Source organism: Streptomyces solicamelliae (assembly GCF_045348655.1).
In the GTDB taxonomy this organism is placed as follows: Bacteria; Actinomycetota; Actinomycetes; order Streptomycetales; family Streptomycetaceae; genus Streptomyces; species Streptomyces solicamelliae.
Window position 1 is genome coordinate 1,564,613 of sequence record NZ_CP160404.1, and the last position, 13,501, is coordinate 1,578,113.

General features: G+C 72.8%; 11 protein-coding genes. 5 read left to right on the forward strand and 6 right to left on the reverse strand.

Going from position 1 to position 13,501, the window contains the following annotated elements; all coding sequences use genetic code 11:
• Positions 1–29 precede the first annotated feature (29 nt).
• From whiA to uvrC, 4 genes are read right to left on the reverse strand one after another with little or no spacing between them, the layout of a single operon-like run.
• Entirely contained in the window at positions 30–1,019 is a 990-nt protein-coding gene (gene whiA / locus ABZO31_RS07260) for a DNA-binding protein WhiA (protein WP_406860238.1), read from the reverse strand.
• On the reverse strand, positions 1,010–2,041 hold the full coding sequence (locus ABZO31_RS07265) for a gluconeogenesis factor YvcK family protein (protein WP_406860239.1): 1,032 nt from the start codon (positions 2,039–2,041) through the stop codon (positions 1,010–1,012). The genes whiA and ABZO31_RS07265 overlap by 10 nt, the downstream gene beginning before the upstream one ends.
• Entirely contained in the window at positions 2,038–2,979 is a 942-nt protein-coding gene (rapZ, locus tag ABZO31_RS07270; RefSeq protein ID WP_406860241.1) for an RNase adapter RapZ, read from the reverse strand. Before rapZ ends, ABZO31_RS07265 begins: the two co-directional genes overlap by 4 nt.
• Entirely contained in the window at positions 2,976–5,012 is a 2,037-nt protein-coding gene (gene uvrC / locus ABZO31_RS07275) for an excinuclease ABC subunit UvrC (RefSeq protein ID WP_406860242.1), read from the reverse strand. Before uvrC ends, rapZ begins: the two co-directional genes overlap by 4 nt.
• A gap of 82 nt (positions 5,013–5,094) precedes the next feature.
• On the opposite strand from uvrC, the gene ABZO31_RS07280 reads away from it, so the two are divergent.
• Positions 5,095–5,850: an SDR family NAD(P)-dependent oxidoreductase gene (locus ABZO31_RS07280; protein WP_406860243.1), complete on the forward strand. Its 756-nt coding sequence runs from the start codon at positions 5,095–5,097 to the stop codon at positions 5,848–5,850.
• 71 nt (positions 5,851–5,921) lie between these two features.
• Here ABZO31_RS07280 and ABZO31_RS07285 read toward each other — a convergent pair whose 3' ends face one another.
• Positions 5,922–6,350: a Rieske (2Fe-2S) protein gene (locus ABZO31_RS07285; protein WP_406860244.1), complete on the reverse strand. Its 429-nt coding sequence runs from the start codon at positions 6,348–6,350 to the stop codon at positions 5,922–5,924.
• Between the two features lie 156 nt (positions 6,351–6,506).
• Here ABZO31_RS07285 and ABZO31_RS07290 point away from each other — a divergent pair, with 156 nt between their 5' ends.
• Positions 6,507–7,418 carry a carbohydrate kinase family protein gene (locus ABZO31_RS07290; RefSeq protein ID WP_406865283.1) on the forward strand — a complete coding sequence of 304 codons (912 nt, stop codon included), beginning with the start codon at positions 6,507–6,509 and terminating at the stop codon, positions 7,416–7,418.
• A gap of 93 nt (positions 7,419–7,511) precedes the next feature.
• Here the strand turns inward: ABZO31_RS07290 and uvrA are convergent, their stop codons facing one another.
• Entirely contained in the window at positions 7,512–10,523 is a 3,012-nt protein-coding gene (uvrA, locus tag ABZO31_RS07295; protein WP_406860245.1) for an excinuclease ABC subunit UvrA, read from the reverse strand.
• Between the two features lie 156 nt (positions 10,524–10,679).
• On the opposite strand from uvrA, the gene ABZO31_RS07300 reads away from it, so the two are divergent.
• The 3 genes from ABZO31_RS07300 (at position 10,680) to ABZO31_RS07310 (ending at position 13,459) form a co-directional block, all read left to right on the forward strand.
• The gene (locus tag ABZO31_RS07300; RefSeq protein ID WP_406860246.1) at positions 10,680–11,375 is read left to right on the forward strand and encodes a maleylpyruvate isomerase family mycothiol-dependent enzyme; all 696 of its coding nucleotides are present in this window, start codon (positions 10,680–10,682) and stop codon (positions 11,373–11,375) included.
• A gap of 9 nt (positions 11,376–11,384) precedes the next feature.
• Entirely contained in the window at positions 11,385–12,041 is a 657-nt protein-coding gene (locus ABZO31_RS07305) for an MBL fold metallo-hydrolase (RefSeq protein WP_406860247.1), read from the forward strand.
• Between the two features lie 134 nt (positions 12,042–12,175).
• Positions 12,176–13,459, forward strand: a complete 1,284-nt coding sequence (locus tag ABZO31_RS07310; protein WP_406865284.1) for an MFS transporter — start codon at positions 12,176–12,178, stop codon at positions 13,457–13,459.
• Positions 13,460–13,501 lie beyond the last annotated feature (42 nt).

The window sequence follows — 13,501 nt, forward strand, 5'->3', positions numbered from 1 at the left end:
CGCCGGCAGCGGCGGTACGGAGGCCGGTCTCAGCCGACCAGGCTGTCGTCCAGCTCCTCCGTCAGGTTGTGCTCCGTCCCCGGGATGCCCAGGTCCGTGGCCCGCTTGTCGGCCATCGCGAGCAGCCGGCGGATCCGGCCGGCCACCGCGTCCTTGGTCAGCGGCGGGTCGGCGAGCGCGCCCAGCTCCTCCAGGGAGGCCTGCTTGTGCTCCATGCGCAGCCGGCCCGCGGCCGCGAGGTGCTCGGGCACCTCGTCCGCCAGGATCTCCAGGGCCCGCTGCACCCGGGCGCCGGCGGCGACCGCCGCACGGGCCGAGCGCCGCAGGTTGGCGTCGTCGAAGTTGGCCAGCCGGTTGGCCGTCGCCCGGACCTCGCGGCGCATCCGCCGCTCCTCCCAGGCCAGGACGGACTCGTGGGCGCCGAGCCGGGTCAGCAGCGCGCCGATGGCGTCGCCGTCGCGGACCACGACGCGGTCCACCCCGCGCACCTCACGGGCCTTCGCCGCGATGGACAGCCGCCGGGCCGCCCCGACCAGCGCGAGGGCCGCCTCCGGACCCGGGCAGGTGACCTCCAGGGAGGAGGAGCGCCCCGGCTCGGTCAGCGAGCCGTGCGCCAGGAACGCGCCGCGCCAGGCCGCCTCGGCGTCGCAGGTCGCCCCGGAGACGACCTGCGGGGGCAGCCCGCGGATCGGCCGGCCGCGGCCGTCGACCAGTCCGGTCTGCCGAGCCAGCTGGTCGCCGCCCGCCACCACCCGCACCACGAACCGGGAGCCGCGCCGCAGCCCGCCCGGAGCCATCACGATCAGCTCGGAGCTGTGGCCGAAGATCTCCAGGATGTCCCGCTTGAGCCGGCGGGCCGCCATCGCGGTGTCCAGCTCCGCCTCGATCACGATCCGGCCGCTCACCAGGTGCAGCCCGCCCGCGAACCGCAGGATCGACGAGACCTCGGCCTTCCTGCAGCAGGTCCGGGTGACGGGGAGCCGGGAGATCTCGTCCTTCACCGCTGCCGTCATCGCCATGGGCCGATCCTTCCATGCATCCGAAAAATACGGTCGTACGCGGCGGCCAGAAGCTCCGGATCGTGCTTCGGAGCGCCGTCGGGCCGGGCCACGGGCGCCAGCTCGAGCGCGGCGCCGAGCCGCTTGGCGGCGTCGACCAGGGGCTCCCCTGCTGTCGCGTCGGGCACGGCGGCCTCGTCGGCCAGCACCACGTCCAGGGCGAGTTTAGGGGCGTGTCGCCCCAAAACCTCCAAATGACGCTGCGGGGAGAAGCCCTCTGTTTCGCCCGGTTGCGGAGCGAGGTTCAGCGAGAGCACCTTGCGGGCCTTCGTCTCCACCAGCGCGTCGAGCAGCTCCGGCACCAGCAGGTGCGGGATCACCGAGGAGAACCAGGACCCCGGGCCCAGGACCACCCAGTCGGCGTCCAGCACGGCGGCGACGGCCTCCGGCACGGCCGGCGGGTCGTTCGGCACCAGGTGCACCGACTGCACCTCGCCCGGGGTGAGCGCCACCGTCGCCTGGCCCCGCACGGTGTCCACGTCGTCCGGGCGCGCCGGATCGTGGCCCTTCACCAGCGCGCGCAGCTCCAGCGGTACCGCCGACATCGGCAGCACCCGGCCCTGCGCGCCGAGCAGCCGGCCGACCAGGTCCAGGGCCTGCACGGGGTCGCCGAGCTGCTCCCAGAGCGCGACGATCAGCAGGTTGCCGACCGCGTGGCCGTGCATCTCGCCCTGCGACTGGAAGCGGTGCTGGATGACCCTGGCCCAGGTCTGGCCCCAGTCGTCGTCGCCGCAGAGCGCGGCCAGGGCCTTGCGCAGGTCGCCGGGCGGCAGCACGCCGAGCTCCTCCCGGAGCCGGCCGCTGGAGCCGCCGTCGTCGGCGACCGTGACCACCGCGGTGAGGTCCCCGGTGATCCGGCGCAGGGCGGCGAGGGAGGCGGACAGGCCCATGCCCCCGCCCAGCGCGACGACCTTCGGCTGGGCGCCGCGCCTGCGGAGCGTACGTACCGACAGGGTGGACGCACGCCGACGGTACGGCCTCACTCGCGCCCCATGTCCCGGTGGACGACGACGGTCTCGACCCCTTCCGCGGCGAGGCGGGCGGCGAGCTTCTCGGCGGTGGCGACGGAGCGGTGCTTGCCGCCCGTGCAGCCGACGGCGATGGTCACGTAGCGCTTGCCCTCGCGGCGGTAGCCGGCGGCGATGAGCTGGAGCAGCTCGGTGTAGCGGTCCAGGAACTCCTTGGCGCCGGGCTGGTTGTAGACGTAGTTCGAGACCTCCGGGTTGAGCCCGGTGAAGGGGCGCAGCTCGGGGACCCAGTGCGGGTTCGGCAGGAAGCGCATGTCGACGACGAGGTCGGCGTCGACCGGCAGGCCGTACTTGAACCCGAAGGACATGACGGTGGCCCGGAGCTCCGGCTCCTCGTCGCCGGCGAACTGGGCGTCCATCTTGGCGCGCAGCTCGTGGACGTTGAGGCTGGAGGTGTCGATCACCAGGTCGGCGTCGCCGCGCAGCTCGCGCAGCAGGTCGCGCTCGGCGGCGATGCCGTCGACGATGCGGCCGTCGCCCTGCAGCGGGTGGGGGCGGCGGACCGACTCGAAGCGGCGGACCAGCGCCTCGTCGGAGGACTCCAGGAAGACGATCCGCCGGGTGACCTGCTTGGCGTCGAGGTCGGCGAGGGACTCCCGGAGGTTGTCGAAGAAGCGCCGGCCGCGGACGTCCACGACGACGGCGATGCGGGCCACGTTGCCCTGGGAGCGGGCGCCGAGCTCCACCATGGTGGGGATCAGCGCGGGCGGCAGGTTGTCGACGACGAACCAGCCGAGGTCCTCCAGGCACTTGGCCGCGGTGGACCGGCCGGCGCCGGACATGCCGGAGATGATCACCAGCTCGGGGATGGCCGCGTCGGCGGCATCGCCGGGCTCCTTCGTCGTGCCCGTGTTCACGTCTCCTGCTCCGTCTACTCGGTCGTGCTCGGTCATTCCGTGCTGCCCCCGTCTTCCATGATCTCTCCTGTCGCGGTGTTCACCGCGGGCGCGGCCGGGGCGGCCTGTGCCAGAGCGGCGGCGACGGCCTCGGCCGTCTTGCGCCCCATGCCGGGCACCTCGCAGATCTGCTCGATTGTCGCCTGCCGGAGCCGCTTCACCGAGCCGAAATGCTTGATCAACGCCTGTTTGCGGGTGTCGCCGAGGCCCCGGACGTCGTCCAGGGGGCTGCTGCGGACCCGCTTGCTCCGCTTCTGCCGCTGATAGCGGATGGCGAAATCGTGAGCCGTGTCACGGACCCGCTGGAGCAGGTACAGCCCCTCGCTGGAGCGGGGCAGCACGACCGGGTCGTCCTCGCCCGGCAGCCAGACCTCCTCGAGCCGCTTGGCGAGGCCGCAGACCGCGATGTCGTCGATCCCCAGCTCGTCCAGGGCCCGCCGGGCGGCGGCCACCTGCGGCTGCCCGCCGTCGACGACGACGAGCTGCGGCGGGTACGCGAAACGCTTGGGGCGGCCGTCCTCGTCCCGGCCCTCGCCGGGGGCGGGCACCTCGCCGGACCCGTTCACGCCGTCGCCCAGGGCGTCGCCCTGGGCCTCGCCGTCGACCGGGACGGCCCACTCCCCCGTCTTCTCCTTCTCCGCGAGATACCGCTTGAAGCGGCGGCTGATCACCTCGTGCATCGAGCGGACGTCGTCCTGGCCCTCGAAGCCCTTGATCTGGAAGCGCCGGTACTCGCCCTTGCGCGGCAGCCCGTCCTCGAAGACGACCATGGACGCCACCACGTCCTCGCCCTGGAGGTGCGAGATGTCGAAGCACTCGATGCGCAGCGGCGCCGAGTCCAGGTCGAGGGCCTCGGCGATCTCCTCCAGGGCGCGGGAGCGGGTGGTGAGGTCGCTGGCGCGCTTGGTCTTGTGCAGCACCAGGGCCTGCTGCGCGTTGCGCGCGACGGTGGCCATCAGGTCCTTCTTGTCGCCGCGCTGCGGGACCCGCAGCGACACCTGGGAGCCGCGCCGCTCCGAGAGCCACTGCCCGACGGCGTCGGCGTCCTCGGGCAGGGCCGGGACCAGGACCTCCTTGGGGACCGCGTCGCCGCGCTCCTCGCCGTACAGCTGCTGCAGGGCGTGCTCGACCAGCCCGGCGGTGTCGACGGCCTCGACCTTGTCGGTGACCCAGCCGCGCTGGCCGCGCACCCGGCCGCCGCGGACGTGGAAGATCTGGACGGCGGCCTCCAACTCGTCCTCGGCCAGGGCGATCAGGTCGGCGTCGGTGGCGTCGGCGAGGACCACCGCGTTCTTCTCCATGGCCCGGCGCAGGGCCGCTATGTCGTCGCGGAGCCGGGCGGCCCTCTCGTACTCCATGTCCTCGGCCGCCAGCGCCATCTGCTTCTCCAGGCGGCGCAGGTACGTGCCCGTGCGGCCGGTCATGAAGTCGCAGAACTCCTCGGCCAGTTCGCGGTGCTCCTCGGCGTCGATCCGGCCGACGCAGGGCGCGGAGCACTTGCCGATGTAGCCCAGCAGACAGGGCCGGCCGGCCGAGGCGGCGTTGCGGAACACCCCGGCGGAGCAGGTGCGGACGGGGAAGACGCGCAGCATCAGGTCGACGGTCTCGCGGATCGCCCAGGCGTGCGCGTACGGCCCGAAGTAGCGCACGCCCTTCTTCTTCTGGCCGCGCATGACCTGGACGCGCGGGTACTCCTCGTTCAGCGTGACGGCGAGGTAGGGATAGCTCTTGTCGTCCCGGTACTTGACGTTGAACCGGGGGTCGAACTCCTTGATCCAGGAGTACTCCAGCTGCAGCGCCTCGACCTCGGTGGAGACGACCGTCCACTCGACGGAGGCGGCGGTGGTGACCATGGTGGCCGTGCGCGGGTGCAGGCTCGCCAGCGGCTGGAAGTAGTTGGCGAGGCGCTGGCGCAGGGACTTGGCCTTGCCGACGTAGATCACCCGGCGGTGCTCGTCGCGGAACTTGTAGACCCCCGGAGAGTCGGGGATCTCTCCCGGCTTGGGGCGGTAGCTGGAGGGGTCGGCCATGGCTCCCACCCTACTGGCGGGCGCCGACACTCCGGGGCCGCCTGGTGCGTTGCCCGGACACCCCGTCACTCGTTGCCCGGGCATGACGAACGAGGCCGCGGGGCGGCTGGCGGACCGGGTGTGCGTGATCACGGGCGCGGCGAGCGGGATCGGACGGGCGACGGCGGAGCGCTTCCTCCGCGAGGGGGCGCGGGTGGTGGCCGCGGACCTGGACGGGGAGCGGCTCGGGACGCTCGACGGAACGGTGCAGGTGGTGGGCGACGTCGCACGGGAGGAGGACGCCCGGCGGATGATCGCGACGGCGGTGGAGCGGTTCGGACGGATCGACGTCCTGGTCGCCAACGCGGGGGTGATCCCGCTCCTGGACATCGTGGAGGCGACCGCCGCGGACTGGGACCGCGTGATGGACGTGGACGGCAGGGGGATGTTCCTGACCTGCAAGTACGCGATCGAGGCGATGGTGGCGCAGGACGGCGGCGGCGCGATCGTGTGCACGTCGTCGATCTCGGGGATGGCCGGCCAGGCCCGCCAGGCGGTCTACGGACCGGCGAAGTTCGTGGCGAGCGGCCTGACCAAGCACCTGGCGGTGGAGTGGGCGGCGCGCGGGATCCGGGTGAACGCGGTGGCCCCCGGCACCATCGAGACGGAGCGGGTGGCCGCCGCACGGGTGGAGCCGGGCGGCCCGGAGTACCTGGAGGAGGTGGCCCGCGCGCACCCGATGGGCCGCTTCGGCGACCCGGAGGAGGTCGCCGCCGCGATCCTGTTCCTCGCCTCGGACGAGGCGAGTTTCGTCACCGGGGCGATCCTGCCGGTGGACGGCGGGTACCTGGCGCGGTGACGGGCCGGGGCTTACGCCTCGGGGCCGGCGGTTACGCGTCCGGGCCGGCGCTTACGCGTCCGGGCCGGCGGTTACGCGTCGGGGCCGGCGATCAGCTTGCCGCCGACGACCTTGACCGGGACGGCGGGCAGCGGGGCGGTCGCCGGACCCTTGAGGGACTTGCCGGTGGTCACGTCGAAGCGGCTGCCGTGGCAGGGGCAGTTGCCCTCGTTGTCCTCGATCTTGTCGAGCACGCAGCCGGCGTGGGTGCACTGGGCGCTGAACGCCTTGTACTGGCCCTGGGCCGGGCAGTGCACCATGAGCCGCTGCTCGCGGTAGAGCTTCGCGCCGCCGACCGGGACCTCCGAGGCCGCACCGAGTTCGACGGGGGCGGTCGGGGTGGGGTTCTTGGCGTGGCCCAGCTTGGACTCGGTGGAGCACGCGGCGACGCCGAGCCCGGCGGCGCCGGCGAGGGCGGCCCCCTTCAGGACGGTGCGGCGGTCGGGGGTCTGGCCGGACATGAGGGCTCCACGGTGAGGCTCGGGGGCATGGCGGATCGGGGCAAGGTGGCACCAGCGGTGACCGATCCGACGATACCGGCGGGTCTGCGCGGTCCTGCGGCCGGGCTGTGCCGGGCGGGCTGTGCCGGGTGGGCGGCATGGGCTACGTTCCGGTACGTGATCGTCGTCGCCGGTGAGTCCCTGATCGACCTGGTCCCGGACGGGGCCGCCACCGCGCTGGGGCCGTTGGTGCCGCGTCGCGGCGGCGGGCCGTACAACACGGCCGTGGCCCTGGGGCGGCTCGGCGCGGACGTGGCCTTCTGCTCCCGGGTCTCCACGGACGGCTTCGGCGCGGCGCTGATGGACGGGCTGCACGCCGCGGGCGTGCGGACGGATCTGGTGCAGCGTGGGCCGGAGCCGACGACGCTGGCGGTGGCGACGGTGGGCGCGGACGGCTCCGCCGGGTACGGCTTCTACGCGGAGGGCACGGCGGACCGGCTGTTCACGCTGCCGGAGCGGCTGCCGGACGGGGTGCGGGCGCTGTCGTTCGGGACGCTGTCGCTGGCCCTGGAGCCGGGCGCGAGCGCGTACGAGGCGCTGCTGCGGCGCGAGGCGGGGCGCGGGGCGCTGACCCTGCTGGACCCGAACATCCGGCCCGGGCTGATCCCGGAGGCGGCGGCCTACCGGGCGCGGTTCCGGCGCTGGCTGCCGTACGTGTCGCTGCTGAAGCTCTCCGAGGAGGACGCGCGCTGGCTGGGCGGCACTCCGGAGGAGTGGGCGGCCGCCGGTCCCGCGGCGGTGGTCCTGACCCGGGGCGCGGCGGGCCTGACCGTGTACACGCCCACCCTGACGGCCTCGGTGCCCGGGGTCCCGGTGCCGGTCGCGGACACCATCGGCGCGGGCGACACGGTGAACGCGGCCCTCCTGCACGCCCTGGCGAACCAGAGCAGGGACGAGCTCGCTGCGCTCGGCGACGACGCCTGGCGGGACCTGCTCGGGTACGCCGCCGAAGCAGCCGCCCTGACCTGCACCCGCCGAGGTGCGGAACCGCCCTACGCGACGGAGCTGCGGGCCGTACCTGGGCTGTAGCGGGGCGGGGAACGCTCCCGGCCCCCGGCGCGCGGGCGGAGAGGGCCCAGTGCCCGCCCGCGCGCCCCGCTGAGGGCCCTGGGGGCCCGGACGTCAGGCCTTTCGGGCCCGGGTCGTCTTCTTCGCGGCCGTCTTCGCGGTGACCGTCTTCTTCGCCGCCGCCTTCTTCGCCGGGACCGCCTTCTTCACCGCCGTGGAGTTGACGGCCTTCTTGGCCGTCGGGGCCTTGCGGGCCGCCGGGACGGTGGCGTCGCTGACCCGCTCCGCGCCCAGGATCTCCCGGAGGAACTTGCCGGTGTGGCTGGCCGGCACCGAGGCGACCTGCTCCGGGGTGCCCTCGGCGATGACCAGGCCGCCGCCGCTGCCGCCCTCGGGGCCCATGTCGACGACCCAGTCGGCGGTCTTGATGACGTCCAGGTTGTGCTCGATGACGATCACCGAGTTCCCCTTGTCCACCAGACCCGACAGGACCTTGATCAGCTTCGAGATGTCCTCGAAGTGCAGGCCGGTGGTCGGCTCGTCGAGCACGTAGACCGTCCGCCCCGTGGACCGCTTCTGCAGCTCGCTCGCGAGCTTGACGCGCTGCGCCTCGCCGCCGGACAGCGTGGGCGCGGACTGGCCGAGCCGCACGTACCCGAGGCCGACCTCGTTGAGCGTGCGCAGGTGGCGGGCGATGGTCGGGACGGCCTCGAAGAAGTCCAGGGCCTCCTCGATCGGCATGTCCAGGACCTCGGCGATGGACTTGCCCTTGTAGTGGACCTCCAGGGTCTCCCGGTTGTACCGGGCACCGTGGCAGACCTCGCACGGGACGTACACGTCCGGGAGGAAGTTCATCTCGATCTTGATCGTGCCGTCGCCGGAGCAGTTCTCGCAGCGGCCGCCCTTGACGTTGAAGGAGAACCGGCCCGGCAGGTAGCCGCGGACCTTGGCCTCCATCGTCTCCGCGAACAGCTTGCGGACATGGTCGAAGACGCCGGTGTACGTCGCCGGGTTGGACCGCGGGGTGCGGCCGATGGGCGACTGGTCGACGTGCACGACCTTGTCGACGAGGTCGTCGCCGTCCACCCGGGTGTGCCGGCCGGGCACCGACTTCGCGCCGTTCAGCTCGCGCGCCAGGTGGGTGTAGAGGATGTCGTTGACGAGCGTGGACTTGCCGGAGCCGGAGACCCCGGTGACCGCGGTGAGCACGCCGAGCGGGAACGACACGTCGATGTCCCGCAGGTTGTTCTCCCGCGCGCCGTGCACGGTGAGCCGCCGGGTCGGGTCCACCGGCCGCCGGATGTCCGGCGTCGCGATGGCCTTCTTGCCGGACAGGTACTGCCCGGTCATCGACTCCGCGTTGGCCAGGAGCTCCTTCAGCGGGCCGGAGTGGACGACCTTGCCGCCGTGCTCACCGGCGCCGGGGCCGATGTCTACGACCCAGTCGGCGACCTTGATGGTGTCCTCGTCGTGCTCGACGACGATGAGCGTGTTGCCCATGTCCCGGAGCCGGACCAGGGTCTCGATGAGCCGGTGGTTGTCCCGCTGGTGCAGGCCGATGGACGGCTCGTCGAGCACGTACAGCACGCCGACCAGGCCGGAGCCGATCTGGGTGGCGAGCCGGATGCGCTGGGCCTCGCCGCCGGACAGCGTGCCGGCCGCGCGGTTGAGCGAGAGGTAGTCCAGGCCGACGTCGACCAGGAACCGCAGCCGCTCGTTGACCTCCTTGAGCACCCGCTCGGCGATCTTCTTGTCGCGCGCGGTGAGCTTCATCCGGCCGAGGAAGTCGGCGCACTCGCTGATCGACATCGCCGCGACCTCGGCGATGGACCGGTCCATGACCGTGACCGCGAGCACGATCGGCTTCAGGCGCGTGCCCTCACAGGTGGGGCAGGGCACCTCGCGCATGTAGCCCTCGAAGCGCTCGCGGCTGCTGTCGCTCTCGGCGTCGCTGTGCCGCCGCTTGACGAAGGAGACCGCGCCCTCGAAGGCGGGGGTGACATAGGCCCGCTCACGGCCGTACCGGTTGCGGTAACGGACCTCGACCTGGGTCTTGTGCCCGTGCATCAGGGCCTTCTTGGCCCGCTGCGGGAGGGCGGCGTACGGGACGTCGGTACGGAAGTTCAGCGCCTGGGCGAGACCGCCGATCAGCCGGCCGAAGTATTCCTTGGTGTGACCGTGCGACCACGGGTGGATCGCGCCCTCGTCGAGCGAGCGCTCCTCGTCCGGGACGATCAGCTCGGGGTCGACCTCCATGCGGGTGCCGATGCCGGTGCAGTCCGGGCAGGCACCGAAGGGCGAGTTGAAGGAGAAGGAGCGGGGCTCCAGCTCCTCGAAGGAGAGGTCGTCGTACGGGCAGTACAGATGCTCCGAGTACATCCGCTCGCGCTCGGGGTCGTCCTCGGGGAGGTCGACGAAGTCGAGCACGACCATGCCGCCGGACAGGCCGAGGGCGGTCTCCACGGAGTCGGTGAGGCGGCGCTTGGCGGAGTCCTTGACCGTGAGGCGGTCGACGACCACCTCGATGGTGTGCTTCTCCTGCTTCTTCAGCGTGGGCGGCTCGCTGAGCTGGATCGTCTGCCCGTCCACCCGGGCGCGGCTGTAGCCCTTGGTCTGGAGGTCGGAGAAGAGGTCGACGAACTCGCCCTTGCGCTCGCGGACCAGCGGGGACAGCACCTGGAAGCGGCTGCCCTCGGGCAGCTCCAGGACCTTGTCCACGATGGCCTGCGGCGACTGGCGGGAGATGGGGCGGCGGCACTCGGGACAGTGCGGCTTGCCGATGCGGGCGAACAGCAGCCGGAGGTAGTCGTAGACCTCCGTGATGGTGCCGACCGTCGAGCGCGGGTTGCGCGAGGTGGACTTCTGGTCGATCGAGACGGCCGGCGAGAGCCCCTCGATGAAGTCGACGTCCGGCTTGTCCATCTGGCCGAGGAACTGCCGGGCGTACGAGGAGAGGGACTCGACGTAACGGCGCTGCCCCTCCGCGAAGATCGTGTCGAACGCGAGCGACGACTTGCCCGACCCCGAGAGCCCGGTGAAGACGATGAGAGAGTCACGGGGGAGGTCGAGCGAGACGTTCTTGAGGTTGTGCTCGCGAGCGCCACGGACGATGAGACGGTCGGCCACGCCGGTCCGCACCTTTCTTGAGAGAGCGGATGTGCCTGAACACCCAACAACCAAGGATGCCGGATGCTTCCGACGAGCCTATAGCACGCACATTCGATTTCCGTGCGCTCTTCGCCCGCTTCACCCGAACGAGTGGTCGGCGCTAGGGTCGGCGCCATGATCGACCATGTGCGCGACCTGGCCTCCGTACGCGAGGCGACCCAGCGGCTCATCGACGCGGCCGCCGCCCTGGACAACGCGGCACTCGCCGAGCCGTCACGGCTCCCCGGCTGGACCCGCGGCCATGTCCTGGCCCATGTCTCCCGCAACGCCGACGCCCTCGTCAACGTGCTCCGCGGCCTGCCCATGTACAAGGACGGCGCCACCCGCGACGCCGACATCGAGCGCGACTCCGGCCGTCCGCTCGACGTCCAGCTCGCCGACCTGCGGGAGAGCGCCGAGCGCTTCCTGGCGGAGGGCACCGAGCCCGGCGACTGGGAGCGGACCGTCGAGCTGCGCAACGGGGTCACCGACAGCGCCTCCCGCATCCCCTTCCGCCGCTGGGTCGAGGTGGACCTGCACCACGTGGACCTCGGCGTCGGGTACGAGCTGGAGGACCTGCCCGACGAGTTCACCGAGCGCGAGATCACCTTCCTCGCCGACCGCTGGTCGGGCCGCCCCGACGTGCCCCCGGTGACCCTCCGGACCTACGAGGGCGGGCCGAGCTGGACCACCGGCGGCACGGAGGGCACTCCGGTCGTCCTGGAGGGCTCCTTCGCCGATCTGCTCGGCTGGCTGTCCGGCCGCGGCGAGAAGGGCGCCCACCTCGCCGTGCTCTCCGGCAGCGGTCTCCCGGAGCTCCCCCCGCTATAGGCTGAATCCATGACGTACAGCGGAGCGGTGAGGGTCGGCGGACCCGCGGACGTGCATGAGCTCAAGGACCTGATGATCTCCAAGGTCGCGGTCGGCCCGATGGACAACAACGCGTATCTGCTGCGCTGCCGGGCCACCGGCGAGCAGCTGCTCATCGACGCGGCGAACGAGCCGCAGACCCTCCTCACGCTGATCGGTGACGACGGCATCTCCTCCGTCGTCACCACCCACCAGCACGGCGACCACTGGCAGGCCCTGGCCGAGGTGGTCGCCGCCACCGGCGCCACGACGTACGCCGGGGCGCACGACGCGGACGGCATCCCCGTCACCACCGACGTCCGGGTGGAGGACGGCGACACGATCCTCGTCGGCCGGGTGGAGCTGACCGCGCGCCATCTGGTCGGCCACACCGCCGGCTCGATCGCCCTCGTCTACGACGACCCGCACGGCCACCCGCACGTCTTCACCGGCGACTGCCTCTTCCCCGGCGGGGTGGGCAACACCTGGAAGGACCCGGAGGCCTTCGCGAGCCTGATCCGCGACGTGGAGACCAAGCTCTTCGACGTGCTCCCGGACGAGACCTGGGTGTACCCCGGCCACGGCAAGGACACCACGCTCGGCGACGAGCGGCCCAAGCTCCCGGAGTGGCACGAGCGCGGCTGGTAGCACGCCGTACGGACACGGGCGCGCGGCCCTGCGCCGCGCGCTTCCGTACGCCCCCGTAACCGGCGGGACGCCCGGGTAGTTGGCGCGGCATGCACTCCACTCCCCACGCCACGGCCCCGCCCGGCGCGCCCTCCATGAGGCGGCTCGCCGCCGCCTCGCTGGCCGGCACGGCCGTCGAGTTCTACGACTTCTTCGTCTACGGCACCGCGGCCGCGCTGGTGCTCGGCCCCCTGTTCTTCCCCACCTTCTCGCCGCTGGCGGGCACCCTGGCCGCCCTGGGCACCTTCGCGGTGGGCTTCCTCTCCCGGCCCATCGGCTCCGCCCTGTTCGGGCACGTCGGCGACCGGTACGGGCGGCGGCCGGTCATGTTCGCCTCGCTGCTGCTGACCGGCTGCGCCACGGTCGCGGTCGGCTGCGTGCCCTCGTACGCCTCGATCGGCATCGCCGCCCCGGCGCTGCTGCTGGTGCTGCGCTTCCTGCAGGGCCTGGGGCTCGGCGGGGAGTGGGGCGGGGCGGTGCTGCTGACCGCCGAGCACGCCCCGGCGAAGCGGCGCGGGCTCTGGGCGAGCTTCCCGCAGATCGGTCCGTCGGTGGGGTTCCTGCTGGCGAACGGGGTGATGCTGACCCTGTCGGCGGTCCTGAGCGACGAGCAGTTCCGCTCGTGGGGGTGGCGGGTGCCGTTCTGGGCGGCCGGGCTGCTCGCGGCGGGCGGGCTGCTGCTGCGCTCCTCGCTGGCGGAGACCCCGCAGTTCACGGAGCTGGCCGAGGCCGGGGAGCGGGCGAGCGCGCCGCTGGCCGAGGTGGCGCGCGGGCACTGGCGACTGGTGCTGCTCACTGCGGGCGCGCTGGCGGTCGGGTACGCGGTCTTCTACGCGGTCTCGACGTGGGCGCTGGCGTACGGCACGGAGCGGCTCGGGGTGAGCCGCACGGTGATGCTGGGCTGCATCATGGCGGCGGTGGCGGTCAAGGGCGCGGTGACGCCGTTCGCGGCGATGCTGGGTGACCGGTACGGGCGGCGGCCGCTGTGCCTGGCGGGCTGCGCGGCCTCGGCGGTGTGGATGTTCCCGATGGTGGGCCTGCTGCACACCGCGCAGCCGCTGCTGATGTTCCTGGGCTTCCTGGGCGCGCTGCTGGCGTTCATCACGATGTTCGCGGTGGTCGCCGCGTATCTGCCGGAGCTGTACGAGCCGCGGGTGCGCTGCACGGGCGCGGCGGTGGGCTACAACCTGGCGGGGGTGCTGGGCGGGGCGCTGACCCCGATCGTGGCGACGGCGGCGTCGGGTGGCGCCGGCTCGGGGCCGCCGTGGGCGGTGGCGGGCTATCTGACGCTGGTGGCGCTGCTGAGCCTCGGCTGTTTCGCGCTGCTGCCGGAGACGCTGCCCGTCGGGGAGGAGCCGGCCGAGCCCGCACCCGCCTGAGGGGCGGGTGCGGGCTCGTGAGGGCGGGTGCGGCCTCGTCCG

What these genes read in the sequence shown, in the direction of transcription:
- uvrC (WP_406860242.1), bottom strand. Translation starts at nt 5,012, where the DNA reads ATGGCCGACCCCTCCAGCTACCGCCCCAAGCCGGGAGAGATCCCCGAC.
- ABZO31_RS07285 (WP_406860244.1), bottom strand. Translation starts at nt 6,350, where the DNA reads ATGTCCGGCCAGACCCCCGACCGCCGCACCGTCCTGAAGGGGGCCGCC.
- ABZO31_RS07305 (WP_406860247.1), top strand. Translation starts at nt 11,385, where the DNA reads ATGACGTACAGCGGAGCGGTGAGGGTCGGCGGACCCGCGGACGTGCAT.
- ABZO31_RS07280 (WP_406860243.1), top strand. Translation starts at nt 5,095, where the DNA reads ATGACGAACGAGGCCGCGGGGCGGCTGGCGGACCGGGTGTGCGTGATC.
- rapZ (WP_406860241.1), bottom strand. Translation starts at nt 2,979, where the DNA reads ATGACCGAGCACGACCGAGTAGACGGAGCAGGAGACGTGAACACGGGC.
- ABZO31_RS07300 (WP_406860246.1), top strand. Translation starts at nt 10,680, where the DNA reads ATGATCGACCATGTGCGCGACCTGGCCTCCGTACGCGAGGCGACCCAG.
- whiA (WP_406860238.1), bottom strand. Translation starts at nt 1,019, where the DNA reads ATGGCGATGACGGCAGCGGTGAAGGACGAGATCTCCCGGCTCCCCGTC.
- ABZO31_RS07310 (WP_406865284.1), top strand. Translation starts at nt 12,176, where the DNA reads ATGAGGCGGCTCGCCGCCGCCTCGCTGGCCGGCACGGCCGTCGAGTTC.